This window comes from Herbaspirillum rubrisubalbicans (assembly GCF_003719195.1).
Lineage (GTDB): Bacteria > Pseudomonadota > Gammaproteobacteria > Burkholderiales > Burkholderiaceae_D > Herbaspirillum > Herbaspirillum rubrisubalbicans.
In genome coordinates, this window is record NZ_CP024996.1 from 1,855,914 (window position 1) to 1,877,029 (window position 21,116).

Here is a 21,116-nt window from a genome sequence, read left to right on the forward strand (position 1 = left end):
TGCCGGCACCTTCTTCAATGCCGGCTCGGTAGGCGCGGGCGTCACCTTGACGCTGATAAGCCCCACCCAGACTAAGCTTCCCGACTCCTCCCCACCCCACGCAACCCCACCCCCAAGCCCCCCACGATCACCACTGCCCCCACCATCATCGACACCGACAACGGCTCCCTCAGCACTCCAGCCGAAGCAATCACCCCGAACAGCGGCGATAGCGCATTGAGCATCAGCGCCTTGACGCCCAGTCGCGCCACTACCCAGTTGAACAAGGCCACGCTGACGATGCTCACCAGCACGCCGTGATAAGCACTCTGCAGCAGCAACGCCGGCAGCGGCTTGCCGAAGGTCTGCCCGCCCAGCCAGGGCAGCGTCAGTACCATGCATCCCAGCGACAGCACCTGGGTCAGTGCCACGGCGTCCAGCGGGGCGATTTTCCAGTTGCGGTTCAGTACCAGATACCACGCCCACATGAAGGCCGATAGCACGAACAGCAGATCGCCGCGCCACGCGCCTGCTGGTGTCAGGCCGCTGCTGGCAAGGAGGCCGTTGAGTCCGACTAGCACCAGGCCCGCCAGGAGCAGCAGCATTCCCCACAACGAAAACCGTTCACGCTGGCCGAACACGAATCGGCTGATCGCCAAGCCGAACAAGGGCGTGAGTGCCGGATGGATCAACGCACCATGCGAGGCCGGTGCATAGTTGACGCCGGCCACCAGCACCAGGCTGAACAAGGGCCCCGACAAGATGAACAGCACCAGCCCGCGCGACCAGCCCACGCCGCAGGCGCCGATGAGGCCGCGCTTGCAGGCATAGGGCAGGACCAGCAGGCCACTGGTGAGATAGCGCAGCAGGGTGGCATCGTAGGGCGTGAGCCCTTGCTGCAATCCGTAGCGCGAGATCACCGGCTGTATGCCCCAGATCAGCGCGACCAGGATGCCGGCAAGTGTCGGTAGGTTCATGTCGTCACCTTCATCAAAGCCAGTACAGTAGAGCAAAGGGGCTTTGACTGACTTTCATTCATGAGTCAATAATGTTCGAATTCACGCCATGACCGATCTGGACTCCGCCTGCCATGCCCAAGCCATCGCAACCACCTCTGAAGTTACCGATTGATCGGATCGATGGCATCGCGCGGCCGGTGGTGGCAGCGGGGGCCGATTATCCCAGCGGTTCGCTGCAGCCCTGGCACAGTCATCGGCGGGCGCAGTTGCTGTTTGGACTGGGTGGGCTGATGCAGGTGGTCACGCAAGATGGGGCCTGGGTGGTGCCGCCGCAGCACGCGGTGTGGATTCCTTCCGGGCGTGAGCACCAGAGCCGTATGCTCTTGCCGGTGACCACCTGTAGCGCCTTCGTGGAGCCTGATCACGCGCCGCGCGATGCGCTGACCTGCCAGGTGCTGGAGGTCAGGCCGCTGTTGCGCGAACTGTTGATCGAGGCGACCCGGATCGATCCGCGCTATGCGCCGCACAGCCGTGAGGAAAACCTGATGCGGTTGTTGTTGCAGGAGATCGGTCGCGCTCGCGAGATTCCGGTGCACGTGCCGCTGCCGCAGGATGACAAACTGGGCGCGTTGTGCCGTGATTTCATGAGGGAACCGTCGATCCACGCGCGGCCTGGCCAATGGGCCCAGCGGCTGTACATGAGCGAGCGGAGCTTCAATCGCCGGTTCCTGGCGCAGACGGGTATGGGTTTCCAGCAGTGGCGGCTGCGCGCCTGTGTCGTCAATGCGATTTCTCGGCTGGCCCTGGGGCACTCGGTGACGGTGATTGCCTATGACCTGGGCTATGAGCGGCCGGCGGCGTTTTCGACGATGTTCAGGAAGATGACGGGCTATGCGCCGTCCTCGCACCCAGCGTCGCTGGGCGATTCCCGGAGGACGGGTTGAGCGGAAAGCCGCATAGGATAGCTCTTCCGTTCTTTAAATGCAGGAAATATATGCTTTTTCCTTCTTAAATCCCGCTTGAGTTGCGGTAAATTGGTCGGTCATCCGATGACTGGATGGCCGGATGCAGCACCCGCAGGGGCAGGGCGCTGCAAACATAACGAAAACTCGCCTTGGGAAGCTAGAACATGTCTTTTCTGCAAAATCTGCGGGTCTCGGCCCGTCTTGCGTTGCTGTCAGCGTTGTTCCTGGTGGCCATGCTGGTCATGGTCAGTTGGAGCATCTTCAGTCTGCACAGCATCAGCTCTCAGGAACGCCAGATGTACCAGGAGCGCATCGCGCCGATGCAGAAACTCAATACTGCGGCCCTGGCCATGGCCATTCATTTCCGGCGCGGCTATTCCTATATCTATCCCAATGCGAACGATCCCAAGTCGCGCGTCGGTACCCGCGCACTGAACCAGAAGGCCGAGGCGCAGATCCAGGATGCCTTCGACTACCTCCAGGGGGCCGAGAAAAGCCCGCAACTGGAACCGCTGTTGGCGGCGCTGAACCAAGCCTGGCCGGCTTACCGGGAGTCCTTCCAGCGCCTGATGGACAAGGCTGACCAGGATGACGTGCCGGGCGCCCTGGCCGAGTTGCAGAAGACTACCGACCCGGCCCACGTCAAGCTGCGCGATGTGTTCCTGCAGATCGTCAAGCAATATGACCAGGCGGTGCAGGACCACATCAGCCGTTCGGCCGAAAGCGTCGATCGCACAGCCTGGTATCTGGTGGCCCTGCTGGCGGCCATGGTGGTGGTGGGCGTGGCCTTCAGTGTCGTGATCCAGCGTTCCATCACGCGCCAGTTGGGTGGCGAGCCGCTCTATGCGGTGGCCATTGCCCAGGCGATTGCCGATGGGGACCTGGCCAGTCGAGTCAAACTGCGCCAGGGTGACCAGGGCAGCGTGCTGACCGCCATGGAAAGTATGCGGCTGCGCCTGTCGCATCTGGTCCAGGAGGTCTACAAGAGCTGCCATGCCATCGATACCGGGGCCTCCGAGATTGCGGACGGCAATCTCAACCTGAGTCGACGTACCGAGGAACAAGCTTCCAACCTGGAGCAGACGGCCGCTTCCATGGAGCAGCTCACCGGTTCGGTCAAGCAAAACGCCCAGACCGTGGGCGAGGCCGTCAAGCGTGCTGGCGATGCCAGTCAGGAGGCTAGCCAGGGTGGCGATGCGGTGGCCGGGGTGGTCGATCTGATGGGCGATATCGCCTCCAGTTCGGCCCGCATCAAGGAGATCATCGCGGTGATCGATGGCATCGCCTTCCAGACCAATATCCTGGCCTTGAATGCGGCGGTGGAGGCGGCGCGTGCCGGCGAACAGGGGCGCGGCTTTGCGGTGGTGGCGTCCGAAGTGCGCACGCTGGCGCATCGCTCGGCGCAGGCGGCGCGCGAGATCAAGACCCTCATCGAAGATAGCGTAGACAAGGTCGATAGTGGCTATGCCAAGGTGCAGGAAGCTTCACAGGCCATCAGCGGGGTGGTGGATCGGGTGCGCCAGGTCGCGACCCTGGTCACTGAGATCGGGGTCTCCACTCAGGAGCAGACGCAAGGCATCGCCCAAGTGGGGACTGCTGTCGAGCAACTGGATAACTCGACCCAGCAGAACGCGGCGCTGGTGGAACAGTCAGCGGCGGCGGCCGAGAGCTTGAGCGCGCAGGCCAGCAAGCTGCTGGAGTTGATGCAGGTCTTCAAGCTGCCGGTCGGAGCCCATGAGCAGGTCAATGGGGCAGGCCCGGCCATTGCTGCCAAGCCCTCCGCAGCGCTGGCGTTGGCCTGAAGTTGGCCGCAATAGCGGTTAGCCTGGGCGCATAAAAAAGGCCGGAGCATTTGCTCCGGCCAACCATTCTGCGAGGGATGCAGAAGAGACTATTGAACGACGACGATCATCCGATCCGGTCTCATCAGGCGCCTGCCAGACGCGGTGTCTGGACGCCCGCGCCCGATTGCATGTAGCGCGCCACCGACAGGTCTTCGTGGGCGATGGCCGGGCGGCGGCCCGAGATCAGGTCGGCCAGCAATTGGCCCGAGCCGCAGGACATGGTCCAGCCCAGCGTGCCGTGGCCGGTATTGATGAAGAGGTTGGAGACCGGGGTGGCGCCCACCACCGGGGTGCCGTCCGGGGTCATCGGGCGCAGGCCGGTCCAGAAGCTGGCTTGCGTGGTGTCGCCAGCACCCGGGAACAGATCGTTGACCACCATTTCCAGGGTGGCGCGGCGCTTGGCCTTGAGGGCGGTGTCGTAGCCCACGATCTCGGCCATGCCGCCCACGCGGATACGGTCGTCGAAGCGGGTCACGGCGATCTTGTAGGTTTCGTCGAGGATGGTCGAGACCGGCGCGGCGGTCGCGTCGGTGATCGGCACGGTGATCGAGTAACCCTTGAGCGGGTAGACCGGGATGGCCGGCAGGCCCGGCACGTCGCGCAGCATCTGCGGCGAGTAGGAGCCCAGGGCCACCACGTAGCTGTCGGCTTGTACCAACTCCTTGCCGCAGACCACGCCGGCGATCTTGCCACCGGCCATGGTGAGGGCGTCGATGGCAACGTCGTAACGGAACTTCACGCCCAGTTGCTCGGCCATCTTGGCCAGGCGGGTGGTGAAGAGCTGGCAGTCGCCGGTTTCATCATTGGGCAGGCGCAGGCCGCCGGTCAGCTTGCCGCGCACCTTCTCCAGCGCCGGTTCGGCACCGCCCAGTTGTTCGGGGGTGAGCAGTTCGAAGGGCACGCCGGCCTCCTTGAGCACGGCGATGTCCTTGGCCGCACCGTCCAGTTGTTCCTGGCTGCGGAACAGTTGCAGGGTGCCTTGTTCGCGGCCTTCATAGGGGATGCCGACATCGGCGCGCAGCTCGCGCAGACAGTCGCGGCTGTATTCGGCCAGGCGCACCATGCGTTCCTTGTTGATGGCATAGCTGTCGGCATTGCAGTTGCGCAGCATCTGCCACATCCAGCGCAATTGGTTCAGGGTGCCGTCCGGGCGAATGGCCAGCGGGGCGTGTTCCTGGAACATCCATTTGATCGCCTTCAGGGGGATGCCGGGGGCCGCCCAGGGCGAGGCATAGCCGGGGGAGATCTGGCCGGCGTTGCCAAACGAGGTTTCCAGCGCCGGGCCAGGCTGGCGGTCCAGCACGGTCACGTCGTGGCCGGCCCTGGCCAGATACCAGGCGCTGGTGACCCCGATGACACCGCTTCCAAGAATGACGACGCGCATACTGATTCCCCGTTTCAAAATGATGCCGCTGCAAAAGGCGTGTGGATTAGAAGATTCAGCTATGATATGAGTGAATAACTAGTGTTTGTTCGTGTATTTATCTGTAATTTCATGAAGATTTCATGAAATTCGTGCTGAAACGGGAAAAATTCATGAGAACCCAGCAACAATCCATCCGCACCCTCGACAAGCTCGATCACCGTATCCTGGCGGTGCTGCAAAAGGACGGTCGCATCTCCATGAAGGAGCTGGGCGAGCAGGTCGGTTTGTCAGTGACGCCCTGCATCGAACGGGTCAGGCGCATGGAGCGCGATGGCGTCATCAGCGGCTATTACGCGCGCGTCAATCCAGAGTCATTGGGGGCCACGCTGCTGGTGTTCGTGGAAATCACGCTGAACCACAAATCGGGCAACATGTTCGAGCAGTTCCGGCGCGAGGTGTTGCGCATCCCCGAGGTACAGGAGTGTCACCTGGTGTCGGGCGACTTCGATTACCTCATCAAGGCGCGCATCCGCGGCATGGCTGAGTACCGCAAGCTGTTGGGCGACATCCTGCTGCAACTGCCGGGGGCGGCGCAGTCCAAGAGCTACGTGGTGATGGAAGAAATCAAGGAAACCCTGGCGCTGCCGCTGGACGATTGAGTGAGCTCGAGTGAGATCGGGTGATCCAGCGCAAGGGGAGGGCAGATAAAGGCGGGGCGGTGGTGGACGCATTTGCGCGCGTTGCTTGAAGCGCACTGTGCTTGAATCCGATGGGGGTTCCTGTGCATTCCGGTGGGCGCCGGGGTGACCTAGACTTTCCCTACACTGGACTCCACTCCATCCCGACACATCATGCCCTCCAAACCAAGAATCGAGCAATACAATCAACCCGCAGGCGGCTGGGGCGCACTCAAGTACGTGGCGCTGAACCTGGTCAAGGAACACGTGGCCGATGGCAAGGGGCTGCGCACCCTGTTGTCGCAGAACCAGCCTGACGGCTTCGATTGCCCCGGTTGCGCATGGCCGGACCGCGAACATACCTCCACCTTCGAATTCTGCGAAAACGGCGTCAAGGCAGTCGCTGCCGAGGCCACCAAGAAGCGCGTCACGCCCGAGTTCTTCGAGAAGCACACCGTCACCGAGCTGATGCAGCAATCGGATTACGAACTGGAAGAACACGGCCGCCTGACCCATCCCATGGTCTACGACGCCGCCACCGACAAGTACCGGAAGATCGAATGGTCTGCTGCCTTCGAGTTGATGGCCAAGCACCTCAACGCCTTGCCCGACCCGGACATGGCCGACTTCTACGTCTCCGGGCGCGCCAGCAACGAAGCGGCCTTCCTGTTCCAGTTGTTCGTGCGTCAGTACGGCACCAACAATTTCCCGGATTGCTCCAACATGTGCCACGAGCCCACCAGCGTCGGTTTGCCGGGCACGGTCGGCATCGGCAAGGGCACGGTGCTGCTGGAAGACTTCGATCATTGCGATACTCTGCTGCTGTTCGGCCAGAACCCGGCCACCAATCACCCGCGCATGATGGGCGAGCTGCGTCATGCCTCCAAGCGCGGCGCCACCATCGTCGCCATCAATCCGCTCAAGGAACGCGGCCTGGAACGCTTTGCCGATCCGCAGAGCAAGGTCGAGATGCTGACCATGGGCAGCACCCGCATCAGTTCCATGTTCATCCATCCCAAGCTGGGGGGAGACCTGGCGCTGATCAAGGGCGTCATCAAGCGCACCATCGAACTGGATGATGTCGCCCAGGCCGCTGGCACCGAGCGGGTGATCGATGTGGCGTTCATCGAGCAACACACGGCCGGCTTCGAGGAATTTGCCGCGCAGGCACGTGCTGAAAGCTGGGAGGACATCGTCGAAGAATCCGGCGTCTCGCGTGAGGATATCGAAAAGCTGGCCCAGGTCTACGTCAAGGGCAAAGCCGTCATCGCTACCTGGGGCATGGGCCTGACCCAGCACAAGTACGCGGTGGCGACCATCCAGCTGCTGTCGAACATGATGATGCTGCGCGGGAACATCGGCCGCCAGGGTGCGGGCCTGTGCCCGGTGCGCGGGCACTCCAACGTGCAGGGCGACCGCACCGTAGGCATCGATGAAAAACCGACCCCGGCCTTCCTCGATCGCCTGGAGCAGGTGTTCGGCTTCAAGGCCCCGCGTCACCACGGCAACGACACCGTGGGTTCGGTCATGGCCATGCTGGAAGGCCGCACCAAGGTCTTCATCGGCCTGGGCGGCAACTTCGCCATGGCTACGCCCGACACCCCGCGCACCTTCGATGCGCTGCGTTCCTGCAACCTGACCGTGCATATCACCACCAAGCTCAACCGCAGCCACCTGGTGCATGGCAAGGATGCGCTGATCCTGCCGACCATGGGCCGCACCGAGATCGATGTCCAGAAGTCCGGTCCGCAAGGCGTGACGGTGGAAGATTCGATGAGCATGGTGCACGTCTCCTATGGCATCAACAAGCCGGCCTCCGAGCACCTGATGTCGGAGACGGCCATCGTGGCGCATCTGGCCGAGGCCACCATGAAGTCGCGCAACAATGGTCCGAAGATCGACTGGCTGTGGTACGCCGAAGATTACTCGCGCATCCGCGACGCCATCGAGAAGGTCTACGATGCCTTCAAGGGTTATAACGAGCGCATCGCCAATCCGGGTGGCTTCCACCTCGGGGTGGCCTCGCGTGACCGGGTCTGGAAGACCGGCAGTGGCAAGGCCAACTTCATCGTCCACGAGATCCCCAAGGACACGCCCATCCATCGCGCCCGCGCGATCCATGGCGAGAAGCTCTTGACCCTGATGACCACCCGTTCGCACGACCAGTACAACACCACCATCTATGGCATGGACGACCGGTATCGCGGCGTGTTCGGCCAGCGCCGGGTGGTCTTCATCCATCCGCAGGACCTGCAGATGCTGGGGTTGAAGGATGGTGAATGGGTCGACATCACCAGCGTCTGGGATGACGGTGTGGAGCGTCGTGCCGAGGGATTCCTGTTGGTGGAATATGAAATTCCGCGCGGTTGTATCGGTAGTTACTATCCCGAGACCAATCCGCTGGTGCCGCTGGAAAGTTTTGCCGACAAGGCGCGTACGCCGACCTCCAAATCCATTCCGGTGCTGCTGTCGCGCTCTGCGGTGCAGCGTTCGGCGGCGTGATGGAGGCGGACATGAGTGTGATCGAGATGTCCGCCCAGTCGGATGCAGATTTGCAGGCCCGCGCCCAGCAGATGGGCGTGCCGCCCGAGGTGCTGCTGATCGTGGAAACTCTGCAGGCTGATGCCCAAGAGAAGGAGGGCGCAGCGCTGTCGCTGGCGCGCTTGTCAAAGCGGACCCAATTGCGCATGAGTACTTTGCGGCGGTTTTTGTCGGCGCTGGAAGAGGCTGGTGTGGTGAAGGTCGAGATGAATGAGGATGGGACTGGCAGCGTGAGTCTGTTGGTGTCGCCTCAGTAAATGCGGCTATCGGCCTGCCCGATGAGGCGTGCCGATAGTTTACCCGGCTAGTTCTTCCACCAGTTTCCCCACCAGCTTCAAGGCCTGCTCGGTCTCTTTGGACCAGGTATAGCTGTAGTTGAGCCGGATGAAATGGCTATACCGGTTGGTCGCCGCAAAGATGCGCCCCGGCGCCACCGTGATGCCCAGCGCCAGGCTGCGGCGATATAGTTCCATCGCATCCACCTGCGGCGGCAATTCCACCCACAAGACATAACCGCCTTCCGGCTCGGAGACCTGCGTGCCGGCCGGGAAGAAGCGCAGCACGAAGTGGCGCATCATGTCGCGCTGCTGGGCGAAGGCGCGGCGCACCCGGCGCAGGTGGCGCTCGTAGCCGCCCTGGGTCAGGTATTCGGCGATGGCGCGTTGCGGCGCGGTGGGCGTGGCCAGGGTATTCAAGAACTTGAGCTTTTCCACCTGCGCCCGATAGCGGCCCGGCATGGCCCAGCCGATGCGGTGGGCCGAGGTCAGGCTCTTGGAGAAGGACGAACAGTGCAGCACCAGGCCATCGCGGTCGTAGTTCTTCAGTGAAGAAGGATGGGCATTGCCGTAGTACAGCTCGCTGTAGACGGCGTTTTCGATGATCGGCATCTGGTGCTGTGCGGCCAGGCGCACCAGTCTTTCCTTTTCGCTGTCGGGCATCTGGAAACCCAGCGGATTCTGGAAGTTGGGCATGACCATGCAGGCCGCCACCGCTTGCGTCTGCAGGCGTTCTTCCAACGCTGCGACATCGATGCCGCGGCGCGGATCGGTGGGGATTTCCAGGGCCCGCATCCCCAGACGCTCGATGGCGTGCAGCATGGCGTAGAAGGTCGGAGTCTCCACCGCAATGGTGTCACCGGGACGGGCCACTGCTTGCAGGCAGAGATTGATGGCTTCGGTGGCGCCTACGGTGACCACGATTTCAGCGGGATCGACCTTCAGACCGTTTTCCAGGTAGCGGCGGGCGATCTGGCGCAGCAGTTCGGGATGGCCGGGAGGCAGGTCGTCGAACACGCTGGATTGGCTGGCATGACGGGCGATGCGGCCGGCATACTGGGCCAGCCGGTGCGAAGGGAACAGTGCCGGGTTGGGGTAGGGCGAACCCAGCGGCACCGTGCCGTCCTGCTGGATGGTCTTGAGCGTAGCCAGCACCAAGCGGCTGACATCGACTTCGGTGGATTGCTGCCAGGCCGGGTGGTCGGCCTGCACGGGGGGGCTGGCAGTCGGGCGGGCAATGGTTTCGGCCTGCTGGCGTACAAAGTAGCCCGATTGCGGCTGGCTCTCGATGATGCCGCGGCTTTCCAGCAATTCGTAGGCGCGCACCACGGTGGTTACGCTGACCTTGTGCTGCTGGCTGGCGATGCGCACCGAGGCGATGCGTTCGCCCGGGCGCAGCACGCCGTCGCGGATGGAGGCCGCGAGCTGGTCGGCAAATTGTTTATACAGAGGCGTGACGGCCATGGGGCGGGAATGTGGGTGGATGTTAGAGTAAGCGCTTCGCATTTTACAAGGAGCGCGCCATGATCACCGTGCATCACCTGAACAACTCCCGTTCCCAACGCGTGTTGTGGCTGCTGGAAGAACTGGGCCTGGAGTACCAGATCAAGTTCTACCAGCGCGACCCCAAGACCATGCTGGCGCCGCCCGAGCTGCTCAAGGTGCATCCGCTGGGCAAGTCGCCGGTCATCACCGATGGCGAGCTGACGGTGGCCGAGTCGGGCAATATCGTCGAGTACCTGCTGGAGCGCTATGGCGCCAACAGCGGCCTGCTGCCCGCGCCCGGCACGCCGGAGCGCCTGCGCTACCGTTACTGGCTGCACTTCGCCGAAGGCTCGGCCATGCCCTGGTTGTTGCTGGGCCTGATCTTCAGCAAGATGCCCAAGGCCGTGCCGACGCTGATCCGTCCGATCGCCAGGATGCTGGCCGAGGGGATGCGCACTCGCCTGGTAGCGCCGCAGCTGGAGCGGCAATTGCGCTACATGGAGGCAGAACTGGGCAAGGAGGGCTGGTTTGCCGGCAAGGCCATCAGCGGCGCCGATATCCAGATGAGTTTCCCGGTGGAGGGCTTGCGGGCGCGGGGTGGGCTCGATGGCCGCTATCCCAACCTGCTCAAGTTCCTGGAAGCCATCCATGCGCGCCCGGCTTACCAGCGCGCGCTGGAAAAGGGCGGCCCTTACGAGCTGCTGCGCTGATTCCTGCCCCTGTCGGCAGCAACGGCATCCCCCTCACGGCGCACGGCGTGAGGTCGGATGCCGTTTTTGTATCCTTGTGTATCGCTAAGTAAAAGAGCGCGATGCCACTGGCGAGGTGTGGACGAGTCTGGATATAATTGAGAATTATTATTATTTGAGTTGGGCGCAGTTCTCAGTCTTGCTGCTTGCCCTTATCCCTCCTGCGGTCTCATGAAGCAATCCGTCGCCAGTGCCGGCCCTGTCATGCCGGACCAGAAACGTCGCGCCTTCTGGCTCAAGCACCTGCACCAGTGGCACTGGATCAGTTCGGCCATCTGCCTGATAGCCATGCTGGCCTTCGCCGCCACTGGCCTCACGCTCAACCATGCCGCCCAGATCGAGGCCAAGCCGCAGGTCATGCATCGCAATGCGACGCTGCCGCTTGCATTGCTGGCACCGCTGCGCCAGCAGGCCGAGGCGGCCGACGCCAAGGGGGGGAGCAAGGCAGCGCTGCCCCAGGGTGTGCGCGACTGGATCAGCCGTGAGCTGTCGGTAACCGTAGGCCAGCACAGCGCCGAGTGGTCCACCGATGAAGTCTACGTGGCGCTGCCGCGTCCGGGCGGCGATGCCTGGCTGCGGGTGGCGTTGCAGGACGGGCAGGTCGAATATGAAAAGACCGACCGCGGCTGGATTTCCTATTTCAATGACCTGCACAAGGGCCGCAATACCGGTGTGGCCTGGAGCTGGTTCATCGATGTCTTCGCCGTGGCTTGCTTGGTGTTTTGTTTGACCGGCCTGTTCCTGCTGCAGATGCACGCCGGCAAGCGCCCGGCCACCTGGCCCATGGTGGGGCTGGGGCTGGTGGCGCCGCTGTTGCTGGCGCTGCTGCTGATTCACTAGAACTCCATCGTTTCCGTCAGCCAGACAAGCCCCTGCGGCTTGCAGCCAGTCATCCTGTCTTTCTTAGCGAGAGGTCCCATGAAGCGTAGCACTACTGCATTGTTCAAACCGACCGCCTTGGCCCTGGCTGCGGCGGCGCTGTTCGCCTCGGCCGCACCAGCCGGCGCAGCGGAGATGAACCTGAAGATCGAGATCCCGACCCTGAACGTGGCCGAATACCACCGTCCCTACCTGGCGGCCTGGATCGAGCGCGCCGACCAGAGCGTGGCCGCCAACCTGGCGGTCTGGTACGACATGAAGAAAAAGGACAAGGAAGGCGAGAAGTGGCTCAAGGATATGCGCCAGTGGTGGCGTCGCAGCGGGCGTGAGCAGCAGATGCCCATCGATGGCGTCAGCGGTGCCACCCGTGCGCCAGGTGAACAAAAACTCAACTTTGGTTCGACCAAGGGCGCCATCGCCAACCTGGCGCCGGGCGACTACGTGCTGATGGTGGAGGCGGCACGCGAAGTCGGCGGGCGGGAGCTGGTGAAGCTGCCGTTCCAGTGGCCGCCCAAGTCGCCCCAGAGCGCCAAGGCCCAAGGCAATAGCGAACTCGGGGCCGTCGCGCTGGAATTGAAACCCTAAAACAAGACCATCAAAACAAGACACACGAGAAAAAGGAACCTGCCATGTCGTTTTCCCTCAAGCTGTTCGCCGGCCGCTCCATGAAGATCGCCGCACTGGCCCTGGCCATGACCCTGCCGTTGTCGGCCCACGCTCACCGCCAATGGCTGCTGCCGTCGGCCACCGTCCTGTCCGGCAATGATGCCTGGGTCACGGTGGATGCGGCGGTGTCCAATGACCTGTTCTATTTCGAGCATTTCCCGCTGCGCCTGGATGGCCTGGTGGTGACCGGCCCTGAAGGCAAGCCGGTGCCTGCCGTCAATGCCGCCACCGGCAAATACCGCAGCACCTTCGATGTGCAACTGAACCAGAGCGGCACCTACAAGATCGCGGTAGTCAACAACGCTGTCTTTGCCAGCTACAAGCTGGATGGGCAGCAAAAACGCTGGCGCGGCAATGCCGACAATCTGGCCAAGGAAATCCCGGCCAATGCCACCGAGCTGAAGGTGACCCAGATGAACAGCCGCGTGGAAACCTTCGTCACCGCCGGCAAGCCGAGCCGCTCGGCACTGGCCATTACCGGCACCGGACTGGAATTGCAGCCGATCACCCATCCCAACGACCTGGTGGCAGGTGACACCGCCAGCTTCCAGTTGCTGCTCGATGGCAAGCCGGCGGCGGACGTGGAAGTGGAACTGGTGCCGGGTGGCATCCGCTATCGCGACAAGCTGCTCGACACCAAGCTCAAGACCGATGCCGATGGCAAGTTCAGCGTGAAGTGGACCGGCCCTGGCATGTACTGGCTGGAAGCCAGCGTGGCCGACCAGAAGACCACGCTGCCGCAGGCGACCCAGCGTCGTGCGAGCTATATCGCCACGGTTGAAGTGCTGCCCTGATCGTTCCTTGTTGGACCTTGCTGGCGCCTGCATTGCAGGCGCCGTTTTTATTTCGGATACCGACGATGTCCCACCGCGTATTGATCCCCGTCGAGCTGCAAGCCCCGCCCCTGCTGCCATCGGGCGTGCTGGCCCAGCGCTTTGCCGGCCACACCATGGGTACCACCTGGAGCGTGCAGGCGCTGGCGCCGCGCGAGGTCGCTGCCCACACCATCGCATCGGCCATCGATGCGCAGTTGCAACGAGTCATCGAAGAAATGAGCACTTGGCAGCCGGACTCGCACATCAGTCGCTTCAACCGCGCCCCGGCCGGTAGTTGGCACGCCTTGCCCGAGGCTTTCTTCACCGTACTCGATGCGGCGCTGACCATGGCTGTCGATAGCGATGGAGCGTTCGATCCCACGGTCGGGCCGCTGGTCGATCTGTGGGGATTCGGCCCCGGCAGCGATCAGCGGCGGCTGCCGCATCTGCCCGATCCGCGGTCGCTGCAGGCAGCGCGCCTGCGTTGCGGCTGGCAGCGCATCGTGCTGGACCGCACGGGGCGAAGGGTGCAGCAGGCCGGTGGTGTACACCTGGATTTTTCCGGCATCGCCAAGGGCTATGCGGTGGATCTGATCGCCCAGGCCTTGCGCGCCTGTGGTTGCGTGAGCTGGCTGGTCGAGGTCGGCGGCGAATTGTCCGGCTGCGGCGTGAAGGCCGATGGCCAACCCTACTGGGTGGCGCTGGAGCGCCCGCCCCAGGATGCCGGGCCGGGCATGGTGGTGGCGCTGCATGACCTGGCCATTGCCACCTCGGGCGACTATCGTCGTTATGTGGATCACGCAGGCCAGCGTTATGCCCACACCATCGATCCCCGTACCGGTACACCTGTGCGCAATGTCCTGGCTTCTGTCACGGTACTGCACCGGCAATGCATGGTGGCCGATGCCTTGGCCACGGTGTTGACTGTACTGGGCGAGGAAGACGGCATGAGCTTCGCGCAGCAGCGCGGTATCGCCGCACTGTTCATCCGCCGCCAGGGGCAGGGCTATCAGGAGACCATGACGCCGGCGTTTGCGGCCATGCTGTCATGAGCGGCGAGATGCAGACCCGTTACCTGCTGGCGGCGCTGGTGGCGCTGAGCTACCTGGTGTTGTGCGTCATGACCGCACTCAAGTACCGCCGTGCACAGCAGCGCCAGCAAGCGGAGTGGGGGAATACCACGCAGGCAGCCGAGGAGACTGTACTGGTCGCTTTTGCCAGCCAGACCGGTACAGCCGAGCGACTGGCCCGGCAGACTGCGCAGAGTTTGCGCGCAGGTGGCATGGCGGTGCGCGTGCTGCCGTTGGGCCAGTTGCGCGAGGCCGATCTGCTGGTGGCGCGCCTGGCCCTGTTCGTGGTCAGCACCACCGGCGAGGGCGATGCGCCCGATCACGCGGCGGCCCTGGCGCAGCGCATGGGCCAGAACGATGGCGCGGCCCTGAGCGCGTTGCGCTTTGGCGTGCTGGCGCTGGGCGATCGCAGCTATCAGCAATACTGTGCCTTCGGTCATGCCTTGCAGGCCTGGCTGTGCCGGCGCCACGCCCAGCCCTTGTTCGATGCCATCGAAGTCGACAATGGCGACGCAGGGGCGCTGCGCCACTGGCAGCACCAACTGGGCGTGCTCAACGGCCACCGCGATGAGGCCGACTGGAGCGCGCCGGCCTATGCCCGCTGGCGTCTGGCCCGGCGCCAACTGCTCAATCCCGGCAGCCAGGGCGGCCCGGTGTTTCATCTGCATCTCACGCCACTGGATTTGCCGGCCCCCCACTGGCAGGCCGGTGATATCGCCGAGATCGGCCCGCACAATAGTACGCAGGCGGTCGAGGCCTTCCTGCTCGCCATCGGCCAGAGCGACGCTGCGCTGCGCGCCGCCCTGGCGACCCGCCTGCTGCCGCAGCAGGCCGATACCCTGGCGCAGTTGCGCGGCTTGCCGGCCAGTGATGTACTGGCGCGCTTGAAGCCGTTGCCGCATCGCGCCTATTCGATTGCCTCGCTGCCAGCCGATGGTGCGCTGGAATTGATGGTGCGCCTGATGCGCCAGCCTGATGGTCGCGCCGGGCTCGGCTCCGGTTGGCTGGGGTTGCACGCCCAGCCGGGCCAGGAGATCGCCCTGCGCGTGCGCAGCAATGGCGCCTTCCACGGCCCCACCGATGATCGCCCGCTGATCCTGATCGGCAATGGTACCGGCCTGGCCGGTTTGCGCGCCCATCTGCGCCAGCGGGTGGCGGCCGGGCAGCGGCGCAACTGGCTGGTCTTTGGCGAGCGTTCGCGCCAGCATGACTTCTTCCATCGCCAGGAGCTGCAAGCCTGGCAGGAGCAGGGCTACTTGCTGCGGCTGGACCTGGCATTCTCGCGCGACCAGCAACAGCGCCTCTACGTACAGGACAAGCTGCGCGAAGCCGCCGATGAACTGCGGCGCTGGGTGGAGCTGGGCGCCAGTGTCTATGTCTGCGGCAGCCTGCAAGGCATGGCGGCCGGGGTGGCCCAGGCCTTGCAGGACATCCTGGGCGAAGCCTGCCTGAATGCGCTGGCCGAGCAGGGGAGGTACCGGCGCGACGTGTATTGAGTGTTGTCTGTGTTGGTCTCTGACGGATTTGGATGATCTTGGCGAGTTTGCCGAAGTTGAGGCAATTTGCGGCCAATTCGCCGCGTTTGCTTTTTCTCCCCGTTGCGCGAGAGAATGTCACGTCAAATCAATGAGATAAGAACAACATGAACAACATGAGCATATTCACCAGTCTGCTGCTGATCCTGCTCCTGGTCGTGGTCAGCGCCTTTCTTTCCTGTGCCGAGATTTCCATCGCCGCTTCCCGCAAGATCCGGCTGGAGATGATGTCCAAGGAAGGGGAAGCCAACGCCGACCGGGTGCTGTCCCTGCAAGCCCAGCCTGGCAATTTCTTCACGGTGGTACAGATCGGACTGAACGCCGTGGCCATCCTCGGCGGCGTGGTGGGCGAGCCGGCCCTGACGCCGCATATGCGCGAGATCATCAGCACCTTCTACACCGGGCCGCTGCTGGAAAACGCCAGCTTCGCCATGTCCTTCCTGGTGGTGACGGCCTTCTTCATCCTCTTTGCCGACCTCATGCCCAAGCGCCTGGCCATGGCCGCGCCCGAGCGCGCTGCCGTGGTGCTGGTCAAGCCCATGCTGTTGCTGGAGACGCTCTTCAAGCCCCTGGTATGGTTCTTTAATAGTCTGTCCAAGTGGATCTTCACGCTGTTCGGCCTGCCCCAGGTGCGCCAGGACGTGATCACGCCCAGCGAGATCCACGCCATGGTCGATGCCGGCGCCCAGGCCGGGGTGCTGCTCACCCAGGAACATCACCTGATCGAAAACGTGTTCGAGCTGGAAAGCCGCTACGTGCCCTCGGCCATGACCCCGCGTGACAGCATCGTGTACTTCCTGCTCACCGATAGTGAAGAAACGATACGCCTGAAGATCATCGACCATCCGCATTCGCGCTTCCTGGTCTGCGATGGTCACATCGACGCGGTGCTGGGCTATATCGACAGCAAGGATGTTCTCAAACGCTTACTCAAGGGTGAACAATTCTCTCTGGCCGACAAGGGGCTGGTGCATCCGCCGTTGTCCATTCCTGACAGCCTGAACCTGTGGGAAGTGCTGGAGCGCATGAAGGCCATGGATGAAGACCTGGCCATCGTGGTCAATGAATATGCGCTGGTGGTGGGCATCATCAGCATCACCGATGTCACCGGCGTGTTGATGGGCAACCTGCTGGCCATCACCGAGGAAGAGCAACAGATCGTCAAGCGCGATGCCAATTCCTGGCTCATGGATGGCCTCACGCCCTTGAACGATGTGATGAGCGAGCTGGAGATCGAGGAGTATCCCAATCCGGTGGGTTACGAGACCCTCTCCGGTTTCATCATGTACATGCTGCGCAAGATTCCCAAGAAGACCGACTTCGTGCTGTTCTCGGACTTCAAGTTCGAGGTGGTGGATATCGAGGGCAATCGCATCAATCAGTTGCTGGTGACTCGATTCAAGCAGGACAAGTCGGAAAAATCCGAAAAATCCGAGCAGGGTAGTCAGTCTGGCAAAACGGAATGATGGCGAATCAAAAAATCAGGCATCTTTTCAGAGTTTTCCTATGCCCATGGACCGCTTAAATCTGGATACTTCTCCTGGTCGCCTGCTTGAAAGACTGGTACTCGGGGATAGCAGGTGGCTGCTGTAACGCAAGTAGTAACTGTAGCAGAGGTAGTCGTGGGCTGGCCCGCATCCGCAAGGATGCGGGCCTTTTTCGTTTCGGCCACAGCCGTAGCCAGCGGCGCGGGCGGCATTGCAGTACAGTCAGGGTTTGCGAACAATCAGGCAGGAACGGGAATTGGGAAAAGACGTCAAGAGCCCTTGTGTATCGCTGTGCAAGCTCAAGCACGACATCTGTACCGGCTGCGGCCGTACCCTGGAGGAAATCAAGGACTGGAAATCGATGAAGCGCAAGCAGCAGCTCCACACCGTGGAGCTGGCTGCAAGGCGCATGAAGGCATTGAAGAAGTAGGAAGAAGTAGGCGCTGCCGATCAGCTGCGGGCGCCGTGGTTGCGTTCGGACACCTGGGCATTGAGCGTCCAGAAATCGTAGAGCACGCCCAGCAGGAAGAAGCCGCCCGTGAACAGGTAGACGATGCCCGAGATCCACTTGCCGATGTACATGCGGTGCACCCCGAAGACGCCCAGGAAGGTCAGCAGCAGCCAGGCCACCGAATAATTGATCTCGCAGGCCACGAAGCGGCGGTCGGCCTCGCGGTCCATGGACGGGATCAGGAACAGGTCGATGATCCAGCCGATGCCGCACAGGCCCAGCGTGAAAAACCAGATCGTGCCAGTGACCGGCTTGCCGTAATAGAAGCGGTGCGCGCCCAGGAATCCGAAGATCCAGAGCAGATAGCCCAGGGTTTTGCTGTGTGTGTCGTTGTTCATCCAGGCTCCAGGTGAGGGTGAGGCAGGTAATACGTTGATATGAAGATTATTTCGCACTAGTCGTCGCGCTGCATTGTGACATGGGCTCATCCGCAAAGTGCCCATTTTGCAAGGTGAACAGACTGGTAGACCGGCGACCATCTTTCTACCAAAGGCTTCATATCGTTGCAGCAATCCGACGCCTTGCCCGCAAGAAAAGCCCAACTGCGTTAAACTGACGCTCTTCTGGAGGCATAAGAACCTCCCTCAATGTCATTGTCCCCCTGTTGCCAATCGTGCGACCTTCGCTGCTCATTCCGCTTATTGTCGGCTGTGCGCTGTTCATGGAAAACATGGACGCCACCGTGCTGGCCACCTCGCTTCCCGCGCTTGCGCGTGACCTCCACCAGGACCCGATCACCCTCAAACTGGCCATGACCGCCTATGTTGCGGCGCTGGGCGTGTTCATCCCGATCTCGGGCTGGATGGCCGACAAGCTGGGCGCGCGCAAGGTCTTCAGTGCGGCCATGATCGTCTTCATGACCGGCTCCATTCTGTGCGCCGCTGCGGGTTCGCTGGTGACCTTCGTGGCCGCGCGCTTCCTGCAGGGCATTGGCGGCGCCATGATGGTGCCGGTGGGGCGGGTCATCATCGCGCGTTCGGTGGACAAGTCCGAGCTGGTCAAGGCGGTCAGCTACCTGACCCTGCCGGCGCTGCTGGGGCCGGTGGTGGGGCCGCTGCTGGGCGGCTTCATCACGACCTATTACCACTGGCGCCTGGTGTTCCTGCTCAATATCCCGTTCTGTTTCCTCGGCCTGTACCTGGCCCATCGCTTCATCGAGAATTTCAAGGAAGACGCTCCGGCGCCGCTGGATGTGAAGGGTTTTGTACTGACCTCGGTAGGCGCGTCCATGATCATGCTGGGCTTGTCGCTCTTCGGTAGCCCCTTGGTCGATGGCGCTACCCCGGTGGCCATGTGTTCCATTGGCGCCATCGCGCTGGTGATGTACTACCGCCACTCGACCCAGATCCCTTATCCGCTGCTGGACTTCCGGCTCTTGCGTATTCCCACCCTGCACGCCAGCGTGGTGGGCGGCTCGCTGTTTCGCATCGGCCTGGGCGCGGTACCCTTCCTGCTGCCGCTGGCGCTGCAAGAGGGCTTGGGCATGACCGCCTTCCAGGCCGGCAGCATCACCTGTGCCTCGGCCTTCGGCTCGCTCTTCATCCGCTTGCTGGCCAGCCGCGTGCTGCGTCGTTATGGTTTCCGCACCGTGCTGATGGTCAATGCCGTGTTTGCCGGCATCGCGCTGGCGGCCTATGGCATCTTCAGTCTGCATACGCCTTACCTGCTGATCTTCGCCATCGTCTTGATGGGGGGCGTGTTCCCGGCCTTGCAATTCACTTGCCTCAATTCGATTGCCTATGCCGACATCGACAACCGCGACGCCGGCCGTGTCACCAGCCTGGCCAGCGTGATCCAGCAACTCTCGCTGGGCCTGGGCGTGACGGTGGCCGGCATCGTGCTGCAATTGTCGAACCACCTGCAAGGCCATACCGATATCGTCGAAGCCGACTTCTGGCCGGCCTTCCTGGTCATCGGCCTGTTCTCGGTGGCCTCGGTGCCCATCAGCGGCAAGCTGCCGCACAACGCCGGGCTGGAGCTTTCACGCGGTAAATGAGCGCCAGGGCAGAGCCGGGCTGTTATCATTCCGGCATCCTGAACCCTGGAGTCACGCATGTCCCTTCCTACTGTTTCCACAATGCGCCGCATCCTGGCGACCAGCCTCTTGCTGGCCTGCTGCGGCGCTTTCGCTTTTTCCCTTTCTGATCTCAGCAACCAGGATGCCACCGCTGGCCTGAAAGCCGCGCTGGAGAAGGGCGCCAGTACGGCGGTGGCCAATCTGGGCCGGCCCAATGGCTTCCTTGCCAATGACAAGGTGAAGATCCAGTTGCCCGGCGCCTTGGAGCAGGCCATGCCGATCCTGCGCATGACCGGCATGGGCGGCCAGGTCGATGGCCTGGTGGCCGACATGAACCACGCCGCCGAGGCCGCCGTACCGCTGGCCAAGCCGTTGCTGGTCAATGCGGTCAAATCGATGTCGGTGGCCGATGCCAAGAACATCCTGAGCGGTGGCGATACCTCGGTCACCGATTTCTTCCGCCAGAAGACCTCGGGGGAACTGGCCGTCAAGTTCCTGCCCATCGTCAAGCAGATCACCGACAAGAACGGTCTTTCCAGCCGCTACAACGCCGTCATGGGCCAGGTTGCCAAGTCCGGGCTGGTCAGCGCCGAGCAGAGCACGGTGGAAGGCTATGTCACCCAGCGCGCCCTGGATGGCCTGTTCCTGATGATCGGCGAAGAAGAAAAAGCCATCCGCAAGGATCCCGTCGGGTCCGGTAGCGCCATCATTGGCAAGGTGTTCGGTGCACTGCGCTGATCGTGCATGAACGATAGGGGCGCAGCCCCTCTCGAAAAAATTTCGCCGGCTCTTGAACAAGGGGCCGGCGATTTTTTTTTGCCCATGTTGCTTAACCATCAAGCTCGGCTGCAGCCCCCATGGGGCAAGGGATAGCGCCGGGCTGGCGGTTTTCACGATGACCACTTTTGGCAGCATATTGACTGCCGTTGGGAACTTTTAAAAGTGCTTCAGATCAGTAAGTTATCGATTTACATTGTTTCATTGCTGGACAGCATTAAGCGATTGCTTTAAACTATCGTTTGTCTTCGCGACATTACTTGTTCAACAACGACCCTTTAGCAGTGTCCGATCCGCAGAGTGCGGATTGTCCAAATTTCCGGCTGGCAGCGCGAATGCTCTCCCGTTCTCCACGGTGACCCGTTCCCATCCCTGTCCGGTATGCATCATGCCGAAGCTGGCGGTATCGCTTCGGTTTCATCGCTGCCTTTGCAGCTTTCGGTTCGCATCCAAACGATACGCCCAGCGGGCAAGCGAACCCCTAAAACTTGATCATAGGGCCTGCTCACACTCAATCTG

Annotated in this window: 19 protein-coding genes; 15 read left to right on the top strand and 4 right to left on the bottom strand. The window is 62.4% G+C overall.

Translation table 11 applies throughout. The features are described 5' to 3' along the window. Positions 1-71: 71 nt before the first annotated feature. Positions 72-956: a DMT family transporter gene (locus RC54_RS08240; RefSeq protein WP_061789379.1), complete on the bottom strand. Its 885-nt coding sequence runs from the start codon at positions 954-956 to the stop codon at positions 72-74. 113 nt (positions 957-1,069) lie between these two features. Between RC54_RS08240 and RC54_RS08245 the strand changes: the two genes are divergently transcribed. Both RC54_RS08245 and RC54_RS08250 read left to right on the top strand, forming a co-directional pair. Beyond that, positions 1,070-1,882: an AraC family transcriptional regulator gene (locus RC54_RS08245; protein WP_061789378.1), complete on the top strand. Its 813-nt coding sequence runs from the start codon at positions 1,070-1,072 to the stop codon at positions 1,880-1,882. Positions 1,883-2,067: 185 nt separating this feature from the next. Continuing rightward, the gene (locus RC54_RS08250; protein ID WP_058894959.1) at positions 2,068-3,705 is read left to right on the top strand and encodes a methyl-accepting chemotaxis protein; all 1,638 of its coding nucleotides are present in this window, start codon (positions 2,068-2,070) and stop codon (positions 3,703-3,705) included. A 124-nt stretch (positions 3,706-3,829) separates the two neighbouring features. Here RC54_RS08250 and RC54_RS08255 read toward each other — a convergent pair whose 3' ends face one another. Further along, on the bottom strand, positions 3,830-5,131 hold the full coding sequence (locus RC54_RS08255; RefSeq protein ID WP_061789377.1) for a D-amino acid dehydrogenase: 1,302 nt from the start codon (positions 5,129-5,131) through the stop codon (positions 3,830-3,832). Between the two features lie 152 nt (positions 5,132-5,283). Here RC54_RS08255 and RC54_RS08260 point away from each other — a divergent pair, with 152 nt between their 5' ends. The 3 genes from RC54_RS08260 to RC54_RS08270 all read left to right on the top strand — a co-directional run bounded on the left by RC54_RS08260 (position 5,284) and on the right by RC54_RS08270 (position 8,588). Further along, positions 5,284-5,772, top strand: coding sequence for an Lrp/AsnC ligand binding domain-containing protein (locus RC54_RS08260; protein ID WP_026051927.1), 489 nt, complete (start codon positions 5,284-5,286; stop codon positions 5,770-5,772). A 192-nt stretch (positions 5,773-5,964) separates the two neighbouring features. After that, the gene (locus tag RC54_RS08265) at positions 5,965-8,292 is read left to right on the top strand and encodes an FdhF/YdeP family oxidoreductase (protein ID WP_061789376.1); all 2,328 of its coding nucleotides are present in this window, start codon (positions 5,965-5,967) and stop codon (positions 8,290-8,292) included. 11 nt (positions 8,293-8,303) lie between these two features. Then, on the top strand, positions 8,304-8,588 hold the full coding sequence (locus tag RC54_RS08270; protein WP_231739043.1) for a helix-turn-helix domain-containing protein: 285 nt from the start codon (positions 8,304-8,306) through the stop codon (positions 8,586-8,588). A gap of 39 nt (positions 8,589-8,627) precedes the next feature. On the opposite strand, the gene RC54_RS08275 is transcribed toward RC54_RS08270, so the two are convergent. Further along, complete coding sequence (locus tag RC54_RS08275) at positions 8,628-10,070, bottom strand: aminotransferase-like domain-containing protein (protein WP_058894963.1); 1,443 nt, start codon at positions 10,068-10,070, stop codon at positions 8,628-8,630. Positions 10,071-10,129: 59 nt separating this feature from the next. Here RC54_RS08275 and RC54_RS08280 point away from each other — a divergent pair, with 59 nt between their 5' ends. The 8 genes from RC54_RS08280 to RC54_RS08315 all read left to right on the top strand — a co-directional run bounded on the left by RC54_RS08280 (position 10,130) and on the right by RC54_RS08315 (position 17,722). Further along, positions 10,130-10,801, top strand: coding sequence for a glutathione S-transferase (locus RC54_RS08280; RefSeq protein WP_058894964.1), 672 nt, complete (start codon positions 10,130-10,132; stop codon positions 10,799-10,801). Positions 10,802-11,044: 243 nt separating this feature from the next. Continuing rightward, positions 11,045-11,680 carry a PepSY-associated TM helix domain-containing protein gene (locus RC54_RS08285; protein WP_058897520.1) on the top strand — a complete coding sequence of 212 codons (636 nt, stop codon included), beginning with the start codon at positions 11,045-11,047 and terminating at the stop codon, positions 11,678-11,680. A 78-nt stretch (positions 11,681-11,758) separates the two neighbouring features. Next, positions 11,759-12,304 carry a DUF2271 domain-containing protein gene (locus tag RC54_RS08290; RefSeq protein WP_017450600.1) on the top strand — a complete coding sequence of 182 codons (546 nt, stop codon included), beginning with the start codon at positions 11,759-11,761 and terminating at the stop codon, positions 12,302-12,304. 44 nt (positions 12,305-12,348) lie between these two features. Beyond that, entirely contained in the window at positions 12,349-13,179 is an 831-nt protein-coding gene (locus RC54_RS08295) for a DUF4198 domain-containing protein (protein WP_061789375.1), read from the top strand. Positions 13,180-13,244: 65 nt separating this feature from the next. After that, positions 13,245-14,252: an FAD:protein FMN transferase gene (locus tag RC54_RS08300; protein ID WP_061789374.1), complete on the top strand. Its 1,008-nt coding sequence runs from the start codon at positions 13,245-13,247 to the stop codon at positions 14,250-14,252. Next, positions 14,249-15,766, top strand: coding sequence for a sulfite reductase subunit alpha (locus RC54_RS08305; protein WP_061789373.1), 1,518 nt, complete (start codon positions 14,249-14,251; stop codon positions 15,764-15,766). Before RC54_RS08300 ends, RC54_RS08305 begins: the two co-directional genes overlap by 4 nt. A 155-nt stretch (positions 15,767-15,921) precedes the next feature. Further along, positions 15,922-17,271, top strand: a complete 1,350-nt coding sequence (paeA, locus tag RC54_RS08310) for a polyamine export protein PaeA (protein WP_174526086.1) — start codon at positions 15,922-15,924, stop codon at positions 17,269-17,271. 277 nt (positions 17,272-17,548) lie between these two features. After that, positions 17,549-17,722 carry a DUF1289 domain-containing protein gene (locus RC54_RS08315; protein WP_017450605.1) on the top strand — a complete coding sequence of 58 codons (174 nt, stop codon included), beginning with the start codon at positions 17,549-17,551 and terminating at the stop codon, positions 17,720-17,722. Between the two features lie 20 nt (positions 17,723-17,742). On the opposite strand, the gene RC54_RS08320 is transcribed toward RC54_RS08315, so the two are convergent. After that, entirely contained in the window at positions 17,743-18,141 is a 399-nt protein-coding gene (locus tag RC54_RS08320; protein ID WP_061789372.1) for an NINE protein, read from the bottom strand. Between the two features lie 323 nt (positions 18,142-18,464). Between RC54_RS08320 and RC54_RS08325 the strand changes: the two genes are divergently transcribed. Continuing rightward, the gene (locus tag RC54_RS08325) at positions 18,465-19,799 is read left to right on the top strand and encodes an MFS transporter (RefSeq protein ID WP_081584526.1); all 1,335 of its coding nucleotides are present in this window, start codon (positions 18,465-18,467) and stop codon (positions 19,797-19,799) included. 57 nt (positions 19,800-19,856) lie between these two features. Next, on the top strand, positions 19,857-20,558 hold the full coding sequence (locus RC54_RS08330) for a DUF4197 domain-containing protein (RefSeq protein WP_058894968.1): 702 nt from the start codon (positions 19,857-19,859) through the stop codon (positions 20,556-20,558). The last annotated feature ends 558 nt before the right edge of the window (positions 20,559-21,116 follow it).